We start from the raw sequence: 16,269 nt of genomic DNA on the forward strand, positions 1-16,269 counted from the left end.
TGCGTACGCGTGTCCGATAATGGGAGGGACTTTGGGGGGCGCGTGGAATCATCGGGACTGTCGGCTGCTGCCATGCCGTGCGGGGACAGGTTCGACTGGTTCTGCGAGACGGTGTCCAGCGATCTGATGCCCGTCGCCCTCAGCACCCGGCACACGGCCGACTTCCGGGCGCAGATCACGGACCTCGATCTCGGTCAGGTGCGGTTGTCGGCCTTCGGTTTCTCACCGGTGCTGTCCCGCCGCACCCCGGCCCACATCCGCCGGGGCGATCCCGAACAGTTCCAACTGGCGCTGGTGACCCGAGGTGCGTTCCGGATCGTGCAACAGCGCCACGAGTCGTTGGTGACGGACAGCTTGGTCGTGACGGACACCTCACGCCCGATGGAGAACGAAGCCGTCGGCGCCGACGGGCAGACCGAGGCGGTGGTGCTGCAAATCCCCCGTGCGGCACTGCCGCTGCGCGCGGACAGGGTGGACCGCCTCCTCGCGCGGGGAATCGGGATCGGTGAGGGGTCGGCCGCCGTCCTCGCCGGCTTCATGAAGACGCTCCTCGACCACGGCCCGCGCTGTCGTCCCGAGGAACTGCGCGGCATGGGGTCCGTCGCCCTCGACCTCGCCACCACGTGCCTGGCACGGCAGCTCGGCGATCCCGGTGAGGCGCCGGCCGAGGCCCGTGCGCGGGAGACGGTGCAGCGGGTCCTTCGCTTCATCGACGACAATCTCGGCGACCCGGAGCTCACGCCCCAAGCCATCGCGGATCGGCACGGTATCTCGCTCCGCGGTCTGTACGCCCTCTTCCGCGACCAGCCGTCGAGCGTGGCGGCGTACATCCGCAGGGGCAGGCTGGAGCGAGCGCGCGCGGACCTCGGGCACCCGGGCTTTCGCGGCCGGCCCGTACAGGTGATCGCGGCTCGCTGGGGCTTCGCCAGTGCCACCGCGTTCAGCCGGGCGTTCCGGGAAGCGTACGGAGTCACCCCCACCGAGCACCGCGCGACCGCCCTGGACGGGGCGCCCTAGCTCGTGCGGGCACGCGCTGCACGCAGTGCACAGAAAGCCTGCACGTCACGCACACCGCAGCACCGCGCGCGGGCCTAGATTCACTCGTGTGAGCCGGCGCCGCGGGTCCGCGCCGTGCGGTGCCCGCATGCCCGGCTCCGCTCGCCGGCCCCACCTCCGCCCTCGCGCCCACCCGCCAGGACCGCCCTCCGGTCCGGCTGCCGCGCGGGACCGACGGGCCGGCGGGCCACGTCTCTTACGGCCCTCGGGTGATCCCCGTGAAGGAAGAACTCATGAAGAAGATGCTGGGCGTACTCGCCGCGAGCATGACCCTGCTCGGCGCCGGCCTGGTCACTGTCGGGCCCGCTTCGGCGGCGCCTCCGTACTGGCAGCCGGTGGACACCAACGCGAACTGGAGCTGTTCGACGTACAAGTCGCACCGGCTGTCCTACAACATCAAGTTCAAGACCTGCATCGTGCGCAACGCCAACAACGACGCCCAGGCCGTGCTCGTCGTCCAGAACAGCGGTACCAAGGCCGCCGACATCCGCGGTGTGCTCGAGACGGAGAACACAGGGGGCGTCTACGAAGGCTCCTGGCGCGCCGTGTGCACGCATTCGACGCTCAACCCGGGCTACACCCGCGGCTGCTTCGGCACGACCTTCTCGGGGACCCGCGACATCGCGGCGACCTCCCAGCTCTACATGAACGGTGACGAAGAGGCCAACCTCAGCGTCGACTCGTGGCACGGCTGAGCCACCGCCTTCCTCGTCACTTCACCCCTTCGTAGACCTTGGAGGTCTTCATGCGGAAACTCTCACGACGTGCCGTCAACGGACGTTTTCCCCTGCGTGCCGTGCGCCGCGCGGGAACGGTCATCGCCGCCTTCGCGGCCATCCTGCTGATGGGTTCCCAGCCTGCCTACGCCTCGGACTACTGGCAGGAGATCAAGCCCAACGCCAACTGGCACTGCGGTACCACCACCCCTCTGCACAAGGCTCCCGCGGGCGTGGTCGGCCAGACCTGCATCATCGCCAACTCCAGCGGCTACGCGCAGGCCGTCTCGGTCATCTCCAACAACTCGGGACGGGCGATCGACTTCGGTTCGTTCATCCAGTCCAACCAGCTCTATTACGAGAACGCCCACCACTGCAAATACAGCACGCTCAACTCCGGTTTCCAGCGGGGGTGCCTGGGCCCGAGCGTGTACGTGGGGTGCAAGCCCTTCACCATCACGGCTCACAGCACGTGGCGTGTCGACGGATCGGCCTCTTCGGTGACGTCCCGCTCGTACACCCACAGCTGCTGAGTCCTCACCGCCCCGCCGCACCTTCCCGACGCCGACCCACCACTCAGGGGAACACATGAAGAAGTCGTCCGTACACCGCTGCCTCGCACTGGCCACCGCGATGGTCGGCGCCCTCGCCCTCGCCACGCCTCAGGCCTCGGCCGCGGAAGTGAACTGGAAGCCCGTCGACACGAACTCATCGTGGGAATGCACGACGTACCAGCAGCACAAGGGCTCCCGCAACGTCTTCTTCAAGCTCTGCGGTCTCCACAACAGCAGCGGCGGCCACCAGACCATCCTCGTCGTGCAGAACAAGGCGAGCGTCGCCATCGCCATCGAGGGAGAGATCATGACCAACTACGGCGGCGACGTCGACTGCGCCCCGTCCACTCTCCAGCCCGGCTACACCCGCGGGTGCTACGGCCCGACGAAGACCGCTTCCGGCCTGCTGACGATGAACGCGCGGCTGAACTTCAACGGCATCGACGACCACATCTGACCGAGGGGGCCGGATCGGCGGCCCGGCGGTACGTCGCGGGCGCGGACCGCCCACGGAAGGGGCGGGGGACCGGGGTTGAGCGTTCGATCGCTTTTGAACGATCGTGCGCGATTCATTGACCCTTGTTCGTACGTGTGGGAAAAACCGTTCACCCGAGTGGTCCCGGGTTCAACGACGTACCGCCCCTCCCGGAGGTCCCCCGTGCCCTCCCGCCGCGCCCTCCTGCTCGCCGCCGCCACCGTCCCGCTCACCGCGTCGGTCCCCTCGGCTCTCGCCGCCGACGCGTACGACACCCTCCGCCTCACCTGGCGCGACCTCATCCTCGGCACCGGCTTCACCCCCACCGCCGAGCCGTACGCCACCAAGCTCGCCGACCTCGGCACCACCGCCCGGGGCCTGCGCGCCGCCATGGCCCCGGCGGCCGGGTCCCTGTGGCCCGACCTGCCCTACGCCGACCCCGAACCGGACACCGACGCCGAGTCGTACACGTACTCCGGCAACCTGGGCACCAGCTACCACCGCCTGCGCACCATGGCCGAGGCGTACGCCCAGCCCGGCACCGGACTCACCGGTGACACCACCCTGCGCGCCGAGATCCTCACCGGGCTCGACCACCTCCACGACCAGGCGTACCACGCCTCCCAGGCCCGCTACGGCAACTGGTACAACTGGCAGATCGGCATCCCGCAGGCCCTGCTGGACATCGATGTCCTGCTGTACGACCACCTCGGCGCCGCCCGCATCGCCGCACACTGCGCCGCCGTCGACCACTTCGTCCCCGACAGCGCGGTCGCCGCCTACTCCGGCACCTCCACCGGCGCCAACCGCGTCGACCTGTGCCGCGTCCTCGCCCTGCGCGGCGTCCTCGGCAGGACCCCCGCCAAGCTCGCCCTTGCGCGCGACGCCCTCTCGCCCGTCTTCCCGTACGTCACCTCCGGCGACGGGCTCCACGCCGACGGCAGCTTCATCCAGCACCTGTACGTGCCGTACGCCGGGTCGTACGGCGCCGTGATGCTCGGTGGGCTCGCCCACCTCTTCGCCCTGCTGAAGGGGTCGGCGTGGGAGGTCACCGACCCCGGCCGGCAGGTCGTCCTCGACTCCGTCGAGAAGGCGTACGCGCCCTTCCTCTACAACGGCCTCGCGATGGACGGCGTCTCGGGGCGGGCCGTCAGCCGGGGCGTCCAGCAGGCCGACACCCGCCGGGTCCGCCAGGACGACCACCTGCGCGGGCACGGCGTCATCGCCAGCATCGCGCTGCTCGCGCGCACCGCCTCCGCCACCGAGAAGGCGCGCTGGGAATCCATGGTCAAGGGCTGGATCGCCCGCGACTACGTCAGCCCCCTCCTCGCCAGCCCGGCCCTCGGCGTCGCCGCCCTCTCCCGCCTCAAGGCCGTCGCCGACGGTCCGGCCGCCCCCAGCCCCGAACCGGTCGGCCACCGGCTCTTCCCCGCCATGGACCGCGCCGTCCACCGCCGCCCCGGCTGGGCCGCCGCCCTGTCCATGGCGTCGCGCCGCATCACGTACTACGAGAACGGCAACGGCGAGAACCTGCGCGCCTGGCACAGCGGCTCCGGAATGCTCTACTGGTGGGGCGACACCTACGCCAACGGCCAGTACAGCGACGACTTCTGGCCCACCGTCGACCCCTACCGGCTGCCCGGCACCACCGCCTCCCGCAAGGCCCTGGCCGACGGCGAGGGCGGGGCGTGGGGCGTGGCACGGCCCGACGTGCGCTGGGTCGGCGGGGCCACGGACGGCACCTACGCCGCCGTCGGCCAGTACCTGAAGGGCCTGTCGTCCACGCTCCTCGCCAAGAAGTCCTGGTTCTTCCTGGACGACGCCGTCGTCTGCCTCGGCGCCGGCATCCACGGCCGCGACGGAGCCCGCGTCGAGTCGACCGTCGACAACCGCAACCTGGGCGCCGCCGGAGTCCACGGCTTCACCGTCGACGGCTCGGCCCAGTCCACCACCCCCGGCTGGAGCGCCGGCCTCACCGGCGCCCGCTGGGCGCACCTCGCCGGGCACGGCGGGTATGTCTTCCCCGGGGGCGCGCCCAGCGGCCTCAAGGCGCTGCGCGAGGCACGCACCGGCGCCTGGTCCACCATCAACAAGGGGGCGAGCACGGACCCTGTCACCCGCCGCTATCTGACGCTCTGGTTCGACCACGGGACCGATCCCACGTGGGCGACGTACGCCTACGTCCTCATGCCGGGCGCCACGGCCGCGCAGACCTCGGCCCGCGCCGCCGACACCTCCTGGTCGGCGGTGCTCGCCAACACCAACGACCAGCAGGGAGTCCGCGTTCCCGCGCTCGGCTTCACGGGCGTCACCTTCTGGCTCGCCGGGACGGCCGGGCCGGTGACGGTCTCCGCGCCCGCGAGCGTCCTCATCCGCGAGACCGGCGACACCGCCACCGTGTGCGTCTCCGGGCCCCTGCGGGACGGCGCCGCGATCGACCTGACCTGGCGCCGGGCCGTGGCGTCCGTCGTGTCCAAGGACCCCTCCGTTCAGGTGCTGTCGACCGGCTCCGCGCTGACGCTGCGGATCACGCCCGGCACACTGGGCGCCGTCCACAAGGCGGTGGTGCGACTGGCGTGAACCGCGCTCGACCGGTCCACACCACTTCCCCCGGGAGGCTCCCGTGCCGCCGAACGTGCCCGACTGGACTCGCCGCACCTTTCTCGCCGCCACCGCGTTGGGGTTGGCCATGACAGCATCGCGCGAAGCCCACGCCGACGACGCCGACGCCGACTTCGAGGGGCTGCGCCGGCGCTGGCTCGGCCTCCAGCTCGGCACCGGCTACGACCCGGCCGCCGAACCGTACGCCTCCCGCCTCGCCGAGACCGGCGACCTCGCCGCCCGCTTCCGCGCCTCCATGGCCCCCACCGCCACCACCCTCTGGCCCGGCTACCCCTTCGACCCGCCCTCCGGCATCACCCAGAGCTACCACCGCCTGTGGGCCATGACCCAGGCGTACGCCCAGCCGGGCACCGGCCACACCGGCGACCCCGGCCTCCTCGCCGACGTCCTGCGCGGCCTCGACCACCTCTCGGAGCGCGTCTACCACCCCTCCACCACCCGCTACGGCAACTGGTGGGAGTGGCAGATCGGCAGCCCGCGCCTCCTCATGGACATCACCGCCACCCTCTACGACGCGCTCGGCCCGGCCCGGATCGAGGCCGCCTGCGCCGCCGTCGACCACTTCATCCCGGACGCGGTGCTCACCGACTACAGCGGCACCTCCACCGGCGCCAACCGTGTCGACCTGTGCCGCTCCGTCGCCCTGCGCGGCGTCCTCGGCCGCCGCCCCGACAAGATCGCCCTCGCGCGCGACGCACTCTCGCCCGTCTTCCCGTACGTCACCTCCGGCGACGGCCTCTACGCCGACGGCGGCTTCGTCCAGCACACGTGGGTGGCGTACTCCGGTACGTACGGACAGGTCATGCTGGACGGCCTCGGCCGCCTCTTCGCCCTGCTCACCGGATCCCCGTGGGCCGTCACCGACCCCGCCCGCCAGATCGTCCTGGACTCGGTTGAGAAGGCGTACGCGCCCCTGCTCTACAACGGCCTGATGATGGACAGCGTCAACGGACGGGCCATCAGCCGCGGACTGCTCCGCAACGACGTCCGGGGCACGATGCGCAGCGACCACTACCACGGGCAGGGCGTCATGGCCGCCATCGCGCTGCTCGCGGACGCCGCCGGCCCCGCCGAGCGCGCCCGCTGGCACGCCCGCGTGAAGGGCTGGATCGAACGCGACACCGTCTCCCCGGTCCTCACCGCCGGTCAGTTCGGCGTCGCCGACCTCGCCCGGCTGCACGCGGTCGCCGCCTCACCCGTCCCCGCCGCGCCCGAACCCGTCGGCCACACCCTCTTCGCCTCCATGGCCAGAGCCGTGCACCGCCGCCCCGGCTGGGCCGCCAACATCGCCATGGCCTCCGACCGCATCGCGTACTACGAGTGCGGCAACGGCGAGAACCCGCGCGGCTGGCACACCGGTGCAGGAATGCTCTCCTGGTGGACCGACTCGACCGGCGGCCAGTACACCGACTGGTTCTGGCCCACCGTCGACTGGTACCGCCTCCCCGGCACCACCGTGTCGACGAAGCGGCTCCCCGACCGCGCGGGCGGCGAATGGGGCGCGCCCAAGCCCGACGTGCGCTGGGTCGGCGGAGTGACGGACGGCGAGTATGCCGCCGTCGGTCAGCACCTGCGCGGCCTCGGCTCGACCCTGGACGCCCGCAAGTCCTGGTTCTGCGCCGCCGACGCCGTCGTCTGCCTCGGCGCCGGCATCACCGCCGCCGACGGCGTCCCCGTCGAGACGATCGTCGACAACCGCTGCCTCGGCGAAGCCGGTACGCAGCGCCTCACCACCGGCACCCACTGGGCCCACCTCGAAGGCCACGGCGGCTGGATCCTCCCGGAGGGCACGGCGGCGCTGCACACCCTGCGGGAGGACCGCACCGGCGCCTGGCGCGACATCAACACCACCTCCACCACCGAGCGCCGCACCCGCCGCTACCAGACCCTCTGGCTGGACCACGGCACCGACCCGGCCGACGCCTCGTACGCGTACGTCCTGATGCCCGGCGCCGCCGTGCGCACCGTCGCCGCCCGCGCGCACGACCCCCACTGGCTGGACGTCCTCGCCAACACCGCCGCCCAGCAGGCCGTCGCCGTACGCTCCCTCGGCCTGACCGCCGCGAACTTCTGGCAGCCCGGTACGGTGGGGCCGCTCAGCGCGACCGCCCCGGCGAGCGTGCTCGTCCGCCGGCGGGGCCGGACCGCCACCCTCCACATCAGCGAGCCGCCGCGCACCGGCGCACCGCTGGAGATCATCTGGCACCACCCCGCCCACCGCGTCCTCGGCCACGACACGGCCGTCGAGGTCCTGGCGACCGGCCGTACGCTGCGGCTGCGCGTCACCCCGGGGACGGCCGGGACGGGCCACCGCTGCGAGGTGTCCATCGACTGAAGCACGGCCGGGCCTTGTCGGACCCCCACAAGGGTGAGTGGCCGGGGGCTGGCACTTCCACCGCTCGGCCGAATGGTTCTGTTCAAGGCTCACAGCAGATCAGCCCGGAGACTGTACGGAGTCGACGGCGTGATTTTCTTGGTCGGCTTCGTAGGGTCAGTACATGACCGTTGTCGACGAAACCCAGAGCGAGCCGACCGACGCCCGGGGGCGTGTGGCCGAGCTGCACGCCCTGCGCGAGGAGGCCCGCCGTGGCCCGAGTGACCGTGCGACGGAAGCGCAGCACGCCAAGGGCAAGCTGACCGCGCGTGAGCGCATCGAGCTGCTCCTGGACCCGGACTCGTTCCACGAGGTCGAGCAGCTGCGCCGGCACCGTGCCACCGGCTTCGGTCTGGAGAACAAGAAGCCCTACACGGACGGTGTGATCACCGGCTGGGGCACGGTCGAGGGCCGCACGGTCTTCGTCTACGCGCACGACTTCCGGATCTTCGGCGGCGCGCTGGGCGAGGCCCACGCCACCAAGATCCACAAGATCATGGACATGGCCATCGCGGCCGGCGCGCCGCTGGTCTCCCTGAACGACGGCGCCGGAGCCCGTATCCAGGAGGGCGTCTCCGCGCTCGCCGGCTACGGCGGCATCTTCCAGCGCAACACGCGTGCCTCCGGTGTCATCCCGCAGATCAGCGTGATGCTCGGCCCGTGCGCGGGCGGCGCGGCCTACAGCCCGGCGCTGACGGACTTCGTCTTCATGGTCCGCGACACCTCGCAGATGTTCATCACCGGCCCCGACGTGGTCAAGGCCGTGACGGGCGAGGAGATCACCCAGAACGGCCTGGGCGGCGCCGACGTCCACGCCGAGACCAGCGGCGTCGCGCACTTCGCGTACGACGACGAGGAGACCTGCATCGCCGAGGTGCGGTACCTGCTGTCGATGCTGCCGTCCAACAACCGCGAGAACCCGCCGACGCACACGAGCGACGACCCGGCGGACCGCCGCTCGGACGTCCTGCTCGACCTGGTCCCGGCCGACGGCAACCGGCCGTACGACATGGCCAAGGTCATCGAGGAGCTCGTCGACGACGGCGACTACCTGGAGATCCACGAGCGCTGGGCGCGCAACATCATCTGCGCCCTCGCCCGCCTCGACGGCCAGGTCGTCGGCATCGTCGCCAACCAGCCGCAGACGCTGGCCGGCGTGCTGGACATCGAGGCGTCCGAGAAGGCCGCCCGCTTCGTCCAGATGTGCGACGCCTTCAACATCCCGATCCTCACGCTGCTGGACGTCCCCGGCTTCCTGCCGGGCGTCGACCAGGAGCACGGCGGCATCATCCGCCACGGCGCCAAGCTGCTGTACGCGTACTGCAACGCCACCGTGCCGCGCATCTCGCTGATCCTGCGCAAGGCCTACGGCGGCGCGTACATCGTCATGGACTCCCAGTCCATCGGCGCCGACCTCACCTACGCCTGGCCGACGAACGAGATCGCGGTCATGGGCGCCGAGGGCGCGGCCAACGTCATCTTCCGCCGCCAGATCGCCGACGCCGAGGACCCCGAGGCCATGCGCGCACGCATGGTCAAGGAGTACAAGGCCGAGCTGATGCACCCGTACTACGCCGCCGAGCGCGGTCTCGTGGACGACGTCATCGACCCCGCCGAGACCCGCTCCGTGCTCATCGCCTCCCTCGCGATGCTCCGCACGAAGCACGCCGACCTGCCGTCCCGCAAGCACGGCAACCCGCCCCAGTAAGACCCCGTAGGAGACCTTCGTGACCAACGCTTCCCTCCTCCGCGTCGAGAAGGGCCACGCCGACCCCGAGGAACTGGCCGCCATCACCGCCATCCTCATGGCCCGCGCGGGCGCCCAGCCCGCCGACACGGCCACCGAGCCCCGCCGCTCCACGGCCGGCTGGCGCCGCCTGGAGCGCCAGTCCGGCTTCCGCGCCCCGCACAGCTGGCAGGGCTGACACCCCGGCACCGACGAAGGGCCCCGCGTCCGTGAGGAACGCGGGGCCCTTCGCCATGCCCACAGGGGCGTACGGCACCACGGGAAAGGCCCGCGCACCTTTCGGTGCGCGGGCCTTTCCGTGAACTCCCGGAGACCTACCGCAGACGGGCCATCAGCGCGTGCTCCACGAGCGTGATGAGGGCGCTCTTGGCGTCGGCGCGGTGGCGGGCGTCGGTGGTGATGATCGGGGTGTCGGGGCCGATCTGGAGGGCTTCGCGGACCTCGTCGGGGGTGTACGGCTGGTGGCCGTCGAAGCCGTTGAGGGCGATGACGAAGGGGAGGCCGCTGTTCTCGAAGTAGTCGACGGCGGGGAAGCAGTCGGCGAGGCGGCGGGTGTCCACCAGGACGACGGCGCCGATGGCGCCGCGGACGAGGTCGTCCCACATGAACCAGAAGCGGTCCTGTCCGGGGGTACCGAAGAGGTACAGGATCAGGTCCTGGTCCAGGGTGATGCGGCCGAAGTCCATGGCCACGGTCGTGGTGGTCTTGTCGCCGGTGTGGGTGAGGTCGTCGATTCCGGCGGACGCGGACGTCATGACGGCCTCGGTACGCAGCGGGTTGATCTCCGAGACGGCACCGACGAACGTGGTCTTGCCCACGCCGAAGCCGCCCGCCACCACGATCTTCGCGCTGGTGGTTGAGCGGGCTGCACCGCCGCTAGAGCTTGCGAAGTCCACTGAGCACCCTTTCGAGCAGTGTCACGTCTGGCTGGCCGCCGGCGGACTCGTCGCCGCCGGGCTGGTGGATGGCGACAAGTCCGGCCTCCGCCAGGTCGGCGACGAGGATCCGGGCAACGCCGAGGGGGATGGAGAGAAGCGCCGAGATCTCAGCCACCGACTTGATCTCGAAGCACAGCCGGCAGATCCGCTGGTGCTCGGGCAACTGCCCTTGCAGCCGCGACGGATCGGCCGTGGTCGACACCAGCGCCTCGATGGCGAGCTGGTAACGCGGCCGCGTCCGGCCGCCGGTCATGGCGTACGGACGGACCAGCGGATTGTGGGTGTTTCCCGCGGAGCCCGACGACGAGGCCGAACCCGACTGCGGGCCCCTGCGCCGCTGCTGCCCCGGCTGGATGCGCGGAGCCTGCGGCTGTACGTACGACGGAGGTCCCTGGTAGGGCTGCTGGGTGCCGTGCCCGCTCGGCGCCGAAGGGAAGTTGAAGCGGTTCTGGCCTGCCTCACCCTGTGACTGATGCGCACCGTCGTATGGGTGGTGTCCGCCCGGGGGTGTTGCCACGTTTCTTCCTCCTCCGACTACCGTTCGCCGGTCCATGTCCCTGTGGACCCGCGCCACCGCACCTTATGGCGCGGTGGCGATAAACGCACGGTCCGTCTGCTAGTTGAGAAGACTTCCCTGGAGTTCCGCACGCAGATCCGGGGTAAGGACAGTGCCCGCACGGTCGACCAGAAGCGCCATCTCGTAGCCGACGAGACCGATGTCGGCGTCCGGGTGGGCGAGGACGGCCAGCGAGGAGCCGTCCGAGATCGACATGATGAAGAGGAAGCCGCGCTCCATCTCCACCACGGTCTGGTTGACCGCACCGCCTTCGAAGATCCGGGACGCCCCCGCGGTCAGCGAGGTCAGTCCGGAGGCGACGGCGGCGAGCTGGTCGGCACGGTCACGGGGAAAACCCTCGGACATCGCCAGCAGGAGTCCGTCGGCGGAGACCACCACCGTGTGGGACACCCCGGGGGTGTTGTCCACGAAGTTGGTGATCAACCAGTTCAGATTCTGCGCCGCCTGGCTCATCGGGCTCACACTAACGCTCCTGGTTGTAGGTGCTACCCGGGCCGAGGCCCGGTCCGTTCGTGTCCGTTCCCGCGTTGCGTCCCTGCTGGACACCGCGGCGCAGGTTGCTCAACCTGCCTCGCACGTCCTCAGGGGCGCGGGAGACCTGTGGGCCGCCCTGCGGGGTCTGCTCTGCCTTGCCCTCGACCAGATTGGCCTTGGGGACCCGCCGCGGCAGTCCGGAGGGGGTGACCCCGCCGGCCGCGGGCTTGCGGAGCTTCTCGGCCCGCTGCCAGCGCTCGTCGTTCGTCGAACGCCAGCCCTCGGAACCGTCCTCGCTCTGCGAAGCCTGCTGCTGCGGAGTCTGCTGCTGCGAACCCTGCTGCTGCGGAGTCTGCTGCGCCTGCTGCTGCGACCGCTCCTGCGACCGGTCCTGCTGCTGCGGAGCCTGCTGCCGCGCGGGCTGCTGCTGGCCGCCGCTGCCACGGCGCGGCAGACCGGCGTCGGTCAGCTCGTGTCCGGTGCTCGGGGCGGGACCCGAGGAGAAGCCTACGCGCTCAGGGCCGTTCGTGTGACCGTCCTGCGCAGATTCCGATTCCGTACCGAACGCTTCCTCGTAGCCGCCCGCGTACGCACCCTGATCCGGCCAGTCGCCCTGGTGGGCACTGGTGTCGAAGGAGCCGTCGTACTGCTGCTGCGGACCGTCCCGATCCGGGAACGGCGATTCCGTATAGCCGGGTTCGGGGTACTCGCCGGTGGCGTATTCACCGGTCGCGTACTCACCCGTGGCGTACTCGCCGGTCGGGTACTCCTGACCGCCGAACTGGTCGTAGCCGTTCTGCGGGTACGCGGCCTGCGGCTCGTACGACTGCTGCTGCTGGTCGTACTGCTGGTCGTACTGCTGCTGTTGCTGCTGCTCGCGCTGCGCCTCGTAGGGGTCGCGCTGCGGCTCGTACGCCTCCTGGGGCTGCCCGTAGGCGCCCTGGGGCTGCTGGTCCGACTCGTCGCGGAACAGCTGCGCGCCCAGCGCCGCACGGCGCTCCTCGCGCATCAGCGAGCGGCCCACCGGGTCCAGCGTCGGCTCCTGGCCCGAGCCCTGCTCGTAGCGCGAGTCGTCGAAGCCCAGCTCCGCCGCCGTACGCAGCGGGGCGGCCTCGTACGCCTGCTGCTCCGGGATGATCTGGGAGACGGTGAAGTCGTCCTCCATCGCCGGGTCGCCGCCACCACCGTGGGTGATCGCGTCCGGGAGCATGACCAGCGACGTCGTACCGGCCTGCTCGCCCGAGGGGCGCAGCTGGACGCGGATGCCGTGCCGGTCGGCGAGGCGGCCGACCACGAAGAGGCCCATGCGCTGCGAGATCGCGGCGTCGACGGTCGGCGGGTTCGCCAGCTTGTGGTTGATGTCCGCGAAGTCCTCGGCGGTCAGGCCGATGCCCTTGTCGTGGATCTCGATCATCACGCGGCCGTCGGGCAGGCGGGTCGCGGTGACGCGGACCTTGGTCTGCGGCGAGGAGAACGTGGTGGCGTTCTCCAGCAGCTCGGCGAGCAGGTGCACGAGGTCGGTCACGGCCTGGCCGTGGATCTCCGACTCCGGTACGCCGGTGAGCTCGATGCGCTCGTACTGCTCCACCTCCGAGGAGGCGGCACGCAGGACGTCCACCAGCGGAACCGGCTGGTTCCAGCGGCGGCCGGGCTCCTCGCCCGCGAGGATGAGGAGGTTCTCGCCGTTGCGGCGCATACGGGTGGCCAGGTGGTCCAGCTTGAAGAGGTTCTCCAGCTGGTCCGGGTCGGCCTCGTTGTTCTCCAGGTCGGTGATCAGGGTCAGCTGGCCCTCGATCAGCGACTGGTTGCGCTGCGACAGGTTGGTGAAGATCGCGTTGACGTTGCCCCGCAGGAGGGCCTGCTCGGCGGCGAGCCGGACGGCCTCGCGGTGGACCTGGTCGAAGGCGCGGGCGACCTCGCCGATCTCGTCCTGGGAGTTGATCGGGATGGGCTGCACGCGGGTGTCCACGCGGCCCGGGTCGGTGCGCGAGAGCTGGTCGACCAGCATCGGCAGGCGCTGCTCGGCGACGTCGAAGGCGGCGGTACGCAGCCGGCGCATCGAGGTGCTCATCTGGCGGGCCATCATCCCGGCGAGGATGAACGCGGCGAGGAGGGCGATCACGACGATGCCACCGGTGACGAACGCGTCCGTCTGGGCGTCGGCGGAGATGTTCTCGGCCTCTTCCACGGCCTTGGTGACGAGGTCGGCCTCGATCTCGCTGTAGCCCTCGAACTTCGCCGTCGCGGCGCCCATCCAGGTCTCGGGGGTGACGTCCTTGTCCTGCAGGTCCCGGATGGCGTCGGCGTCCTGGGCCTCGCCGATCTTGGCGACCATGCCCCCGTAGACGGAGCCCTGCTTGTCCATGGGCGGGTCGAGGCCCGCCTCCTTGAGCCGCTTGGCGCCCTCGGTCGCCTTGCCGGTCATGACCTGGACGAGCTTCTCCTGGTCCTCGGCGGTGCCGCCGGAGACGTACTCGCCGAGGGCGATCTGCTCCAGGTAGTTGTACGAGTGGAAGGCGACGGACTGCTGCGCGAAGGTGGCGTCGTCCTTGCTCGGCCGGATCAGCAGGTGCATGCCGATGGAGCGCTGGAGCGACTCGGCGGCCTTGGCGAGCTGGATGGCGTAGACGGTACGGCCGTAGGCGGTGACGTTGCCGGTGCCGAGGCCGAGCTCGTTGGAGAACTCCATCAGCGAGTGCTGGACCTTGACGTAGCCCTCTTCGGTCTTCGTCGGGTCCATGGCCCTGGTGTACGCGGTCTCGCGCAGCTGCTCCAGGGTGGGCTCCTCCGCGCGGAAGAGCTTGAGGCGGCGCTGGAGGCCCGGGTCGTCGGGCATGTTCTGGACGGCGGCGTCGAACTTCGCCTTGGCGGCGTCGGTCTTGGCGTACGCCTCCTTGACCGGGGCGGCCTCGCGGTCCTCGGCGCTCTTCGCGGTCAGCAGGGGCGCGGCGGTGAGGTCACGCTCGTTGAGGAGGGCCCCGCCGTACTCGGAGGCGGCGCGCACGAGGAGGGCCGTCTTCTCGGCGTCCTGGGCTTCGTTCCAGGTGTCGATGGACGACTTCACCTGGAAGCCGCCCATGACGAGGCCGACGAGCACGGGTATGAGGAGGATCGCGTTCAGCCTGGTCGGCACCCGCCAGTTGCGCGGGGACAACTTGCTTGTGCTGCCGGTGCCGGCGGCGGGGCCGTCCGACGGTGTTCCGGGCGCATCGGCAGGCGGCACCGCAGTGCGCGCGGGCGGGGTGAAGTTTCCCCGCGCCTGCTGCTCTGCGGCGCTGTTCTTGCTTCGCCTCACTCGACCAACAACCTCTCGGCGCCGGCACCTACGTTGTGCCGTTTTTCTGTTCAGGGCCGTACTACTCGGGAGTTCGTCGCATTGCAGCACGTAAAGCGGCCGCGTTCCAAACAGCGGGATTCGGCCGCCGTCACTGGTCCAGACCCCCGATAAAACGGGCATAAAGAGCGAGCCCCGCCAAAAGGCGAGGCTCGCGTGAGCGCAGCGGCACCGCGCGAACGCGGGTCGTGTCCGGCGCGCCCCAATTCTCTGTCGAAACGTTATGTTTGCGCGGGCCGACCGTGTCCCAGGACACATGCCGACCCGCTCTCCATTCACTGGATGTCTACGACAACTGCCGTATATCCACGCCTACTTGAGCCGTGCCATCAGGGCGTGTTCGACGAGCGTGATGAGGGCGCTCTTGGCGTCGGCGCGGTGGCGGGCGTCGGTGGTGATGATGGGGGTGTCGGGGCCGATCTGGAGGGCCTCGCGGACCTCTTCCGGCGTGTACGGCTGGTGCCCCTCGAAACCGTTCAGGGCCACGACGAAGGGGAGGCCGCTGTTCTCGAAGTAGTCGACGGCGGGGAAGCAGTCGGCCAGTCTTCTCGTGTCGACCAGCACGATGGCGCCGATGGCGCCGCGGACGAGGTCGTCCCACATGAACCAGAAGCGGTCCTGTCCGGGGGTACCGAAGAGGTACAGGATCAGGTCCTGGTCCAGGGTGATGCGGCCGAAGTCCATGGCCACGGTCGTGGTGGTCTTGTCGCCGGTGTGGGTGAGGTCGTCGATTCCGGCGGACGCGGACGTCATGACGGCCTCGGTACGCAGCGGGTTGATCTCCGAGACGGCACCGACGAACGTGGTCTTGCCCACGCCGAAGCCGCCCGCCACCACGATCTTCGCGCTGGTGGTCGAACGGCCGCCGCCTCCGGCGCCGCCGCTAGAGCTTGCGAAGTCCACTGAGCACCCTTTCCAGCAGCGTCACGTCCGGCGTACCGCCGGCCTCTCCATTGCCCGGCTGGTGGATCGCCACCATGCCCGCCTCCGCCAGGTCGGCGACGAGGATCCGCGCCACACCCAGCGGCATCGACAGCAGCGCCGACACCTCCGCCACCGACTTCACCTCACGGCACAGGTGGCAGATCCGCTGGTGCTCGGGAAGCAGGCTTCCCAGGTGCGCCGGGTCGGCGGTCGTGCTGACCAGCGCCTCGATGGCGAGCTGGTAGCGCGGCCGGGTCCGTCCGCCGGTCATGGCGTACGGACGGACCAGCGGCTGATCGCCTTCGTGTCCGTACGCGGCGTCCAAGGACGCGCCGTACGGATCGTGAGAGGCGGTGGGCGGGGTCATGGATCCTCCGGGTCGTGACAGCAGGTCCACTGCGTGCCGTCGTGACGGGGCCGGTGGGGGGCCGGATGGGGCGGCCGACAAATGAACAAGAACGAGAGGCGGTACGTACAC

The 16,269-nt window shown here is 70.6% G+C and carries 14 protein-coding genes; 8 read left to right on the top strand and 6 right to left on the bottom strand.

The genetic code is table 11. From position 1 onward, the window contains the following. Positions 1-42: 42 nt before the first annotated feature. The 8 genes from ACZ42X_RS07220 (at position 43) to ACZ42X_RS07255 (ending at position 9,722) form a co-directional block, all read left to right on the top strand. On the top strand, positions 43-1,017 hold the full coding sequence (locus ACZ42X_RS07220; RefSeq protein ID WP_468285184.1) for an AraC-like ligand-binding domain-containing protein: 975 nt from the start codon (positions 43-45) through the stop codon (positions 1,015-1,017). A gap of 272 nt (positions 1,018-1,289) precedes the next feature. After that, positions 1,290-1,751: a hypothetical protein gene (locus tag ACZ42X_RS07225; RefSeq protein WP_468285187.1), complete on the top strand. Its 462-nt coding sequence runs from the start codon at positions 1,290-1,292 to the stop codon at positions 1,749-1,751. 101 nt (positions 1,752-1,852) lie between these two features. Continuing rightward, the gene (locus ACZ42X_RS07230) at positions 1,853-2,305 is read left to right on the top strand and encodes a hypothetical protein (RefSeq protein ID WP_468285190.1); all 453 of its coding nucleotides are present in this window, start codon (positions 1,853-1,855) and stop codon (positions 2,303-2,305) included. A 55-nt stretch (positions 2,306-2,360) separates the two neighbouring features. After that, positions 2,361-2,783, top strand: a complete 423-nt coding sequence (locus ACZ42X_RS07235) for a hypothetical protein (protein ID WP_468285193.1) — start codon at positions 2,361-2,363, stop codon at positions 2,781-2,783. Positions 2,784-2,984: 201 nt separating this feature from the next. Next, positions 2,985-5,381 carry a polysaccharide lyase 8 family protein gene (locus ACZ42X_RS07240; protein WP_468285196.1) on the top strand — a complete coding sequence of 799 codons (2,397 nt, stop codon included), beginning with the start codon at positions 2,985-2,987 and terminating at the stop codon, positions 5,379-5,381. A gap of 109 nt (positions 5,382-5,490) precedes the next feature. Continuing rightward, the gene (locus ACZ42X_RS07245; RefSeq protein WP_468285200.1) at positions 5,491-7,758 is read left to right on the top strand and encodes a polysaccharide lyase 8 family protein; all 2,268 of its coding nucleotides are present in this window, start codon (positions 5,491-5,493) and stop codon (positions 7,756-7,758) included. Positions 7,759-7,921: 163 nt separating this feature from the next. Further along, on the top strand, positions 7,922-9,505 hold the full coding sequence (locus ACZ42X_RS07250) for an acyl-CoA carboxylase subunit beta (RefSeq protein WP_468285203.1): 1,584 nt from the start codon (positions 7,922-7,924) through the stop codon (positions 9,503-9,505). 19 nt (positions 9,506-9,524) lie between these two features. Further along, the gene (locus ACZ42X_RS07255; RefSeq protein WP_468285206.1) at positions 9,525-9,722 is read left to right on the top strand and encodes an acyl-CoA carboxylase subunit epsilon; all 198 of its coding nucleotides are present in this window, start codon (positions 9,525-9,527) and stop codon (positions 9,720-9,722) included. Positions 9,723-9,858: 136 nt separating this feature from the next. Here ACZ42X_RS07255 and ACZ42X_RS07260 read toward each other — a convergent pair whose 3' ends face one another. From ACZ42X_RS07260 to ACZ42X_RS07285, 6 genes are all read right to left on the bottom strand, one after another. After that, complete coding sequence (locus ACZ42X_RS07260; RefSeq protein WP_069978110.1) at positions 9,859-10,440, bottom strand: GTP-binding protein; 582 nt, start codon at positions 10,438-10,440, stop codon at positions 9,859-9,861. Further along, a complete protein-coding gene (locus ACZ42X_RS07265; protein ID WP_468285208.1) occupies positions 10,421-10,999 on the bottom strand; it encodes a DUF742 domain-containing protein in 579 nt (192 codons plus the stop codon). Before ACZ42X_RS07265 ends, ACZ42X_RS07260 begins: the two co-directional genes overlap by 20 nt. Positions 11,000-11,098: 99 nt before the next feature. Continuing rightward, positions 11,099-11,512: a roadblock/LC7 domain-containing protein gene (locus ACZ42X_RS07270; protein ID WP_030980891.1), complete on the bottom strand. Its 414-nt coding sequence runs from the start codon at positions 11,510-11,512 to the stop codon at positions 11,099-11,101. 10 nt (positions 11,513-11,522) lie between these two features. Then, entirely contained in the window at positions 11,523-14,828 is a 3,306-nt protein-coding gene (locus ACZ42X_RS07275; RefSeq protein ID WP_468285210.1) for a sensor histidine kinase, read from the bottom strand. Between the two features lie 351 nt (positions 14,829-15,179). Continuing rightward, complete coding sequence (locus ACZ42X_RS07280; protein WP_361418491.1) at positions 15,180-15,770, bottom strand: GTP-binding protein; 591 nt, start codon at positions 15,768-15,770, stop codon at positions 15,180-15,182. After that, a complete protein-coding gene (locus tag ACZ42X_RS07285) occupies positions 15,751-16,158 on the bottom strand; it encodes a DUF742 domain-containing protein (RefSeq protein ID WP_355356342.1) in 408 nt (135 codons plus the stop codon). The genes ACZ42X_RS07280 and ACZ42X_RS07285 overlap by 20 nt, the downstream gene beginning before the upstream one ends. Between the last annotated feature and the right edge of the window lie 111 nt (positions 16,159-16,269).

Source organism: Streptomyces sp. NPDC030862 (assembly GCF_055571835.1).

Excerpts from the sequence above, each read along its gene's own strand:
- ACZ42X_RS07285 (WP_355356342.1), bottom strand. The coding sequence starts at position 16,158 with ATGACCCCGCCCACCGCCTCTCACGATCCGTACGGCGCGTCCTTGGAC.
- ACZ42X_RS07235 (WP_468285193.1), top strand. The coding sequence starts at position 2,361 with ATGAAGAAGTCGTCCGTACACCGCTGCCTCGCACTGGCCACCGCGATG.
- ACZ42X_RS07270 (WP_030980891.1), bottom strand. The coding sequence starts at position 11,512 with ATGAGCCAGGCGGCGCAGAATCTGAACTGGTTGATCACCAACTTCGTG.
- ACZ42X_RS07225 (WP_468285187.1), top strand. The coding sequence starts at position 1,290 with ATGAAGAAGATGCTGGGCGTACTCGCCGCGAGCATGACCCTGCTCGGC.
- ACZ42X_RS07245 (WP_468285200.1), top strand. The coding sequence starts at position 5,491 with ATGACAGCATCGCGCGAAGCCCACGCCGACGACGCCGACGCCGACTTC.
- ACZ42X_RS07250 (WP_468285203.1), top strand. The coding sequence starts at position 7,922 with ATGACCGTTGTCGACGAAACCCAGAGCGAGCCGACCGACGCCCGGGGG.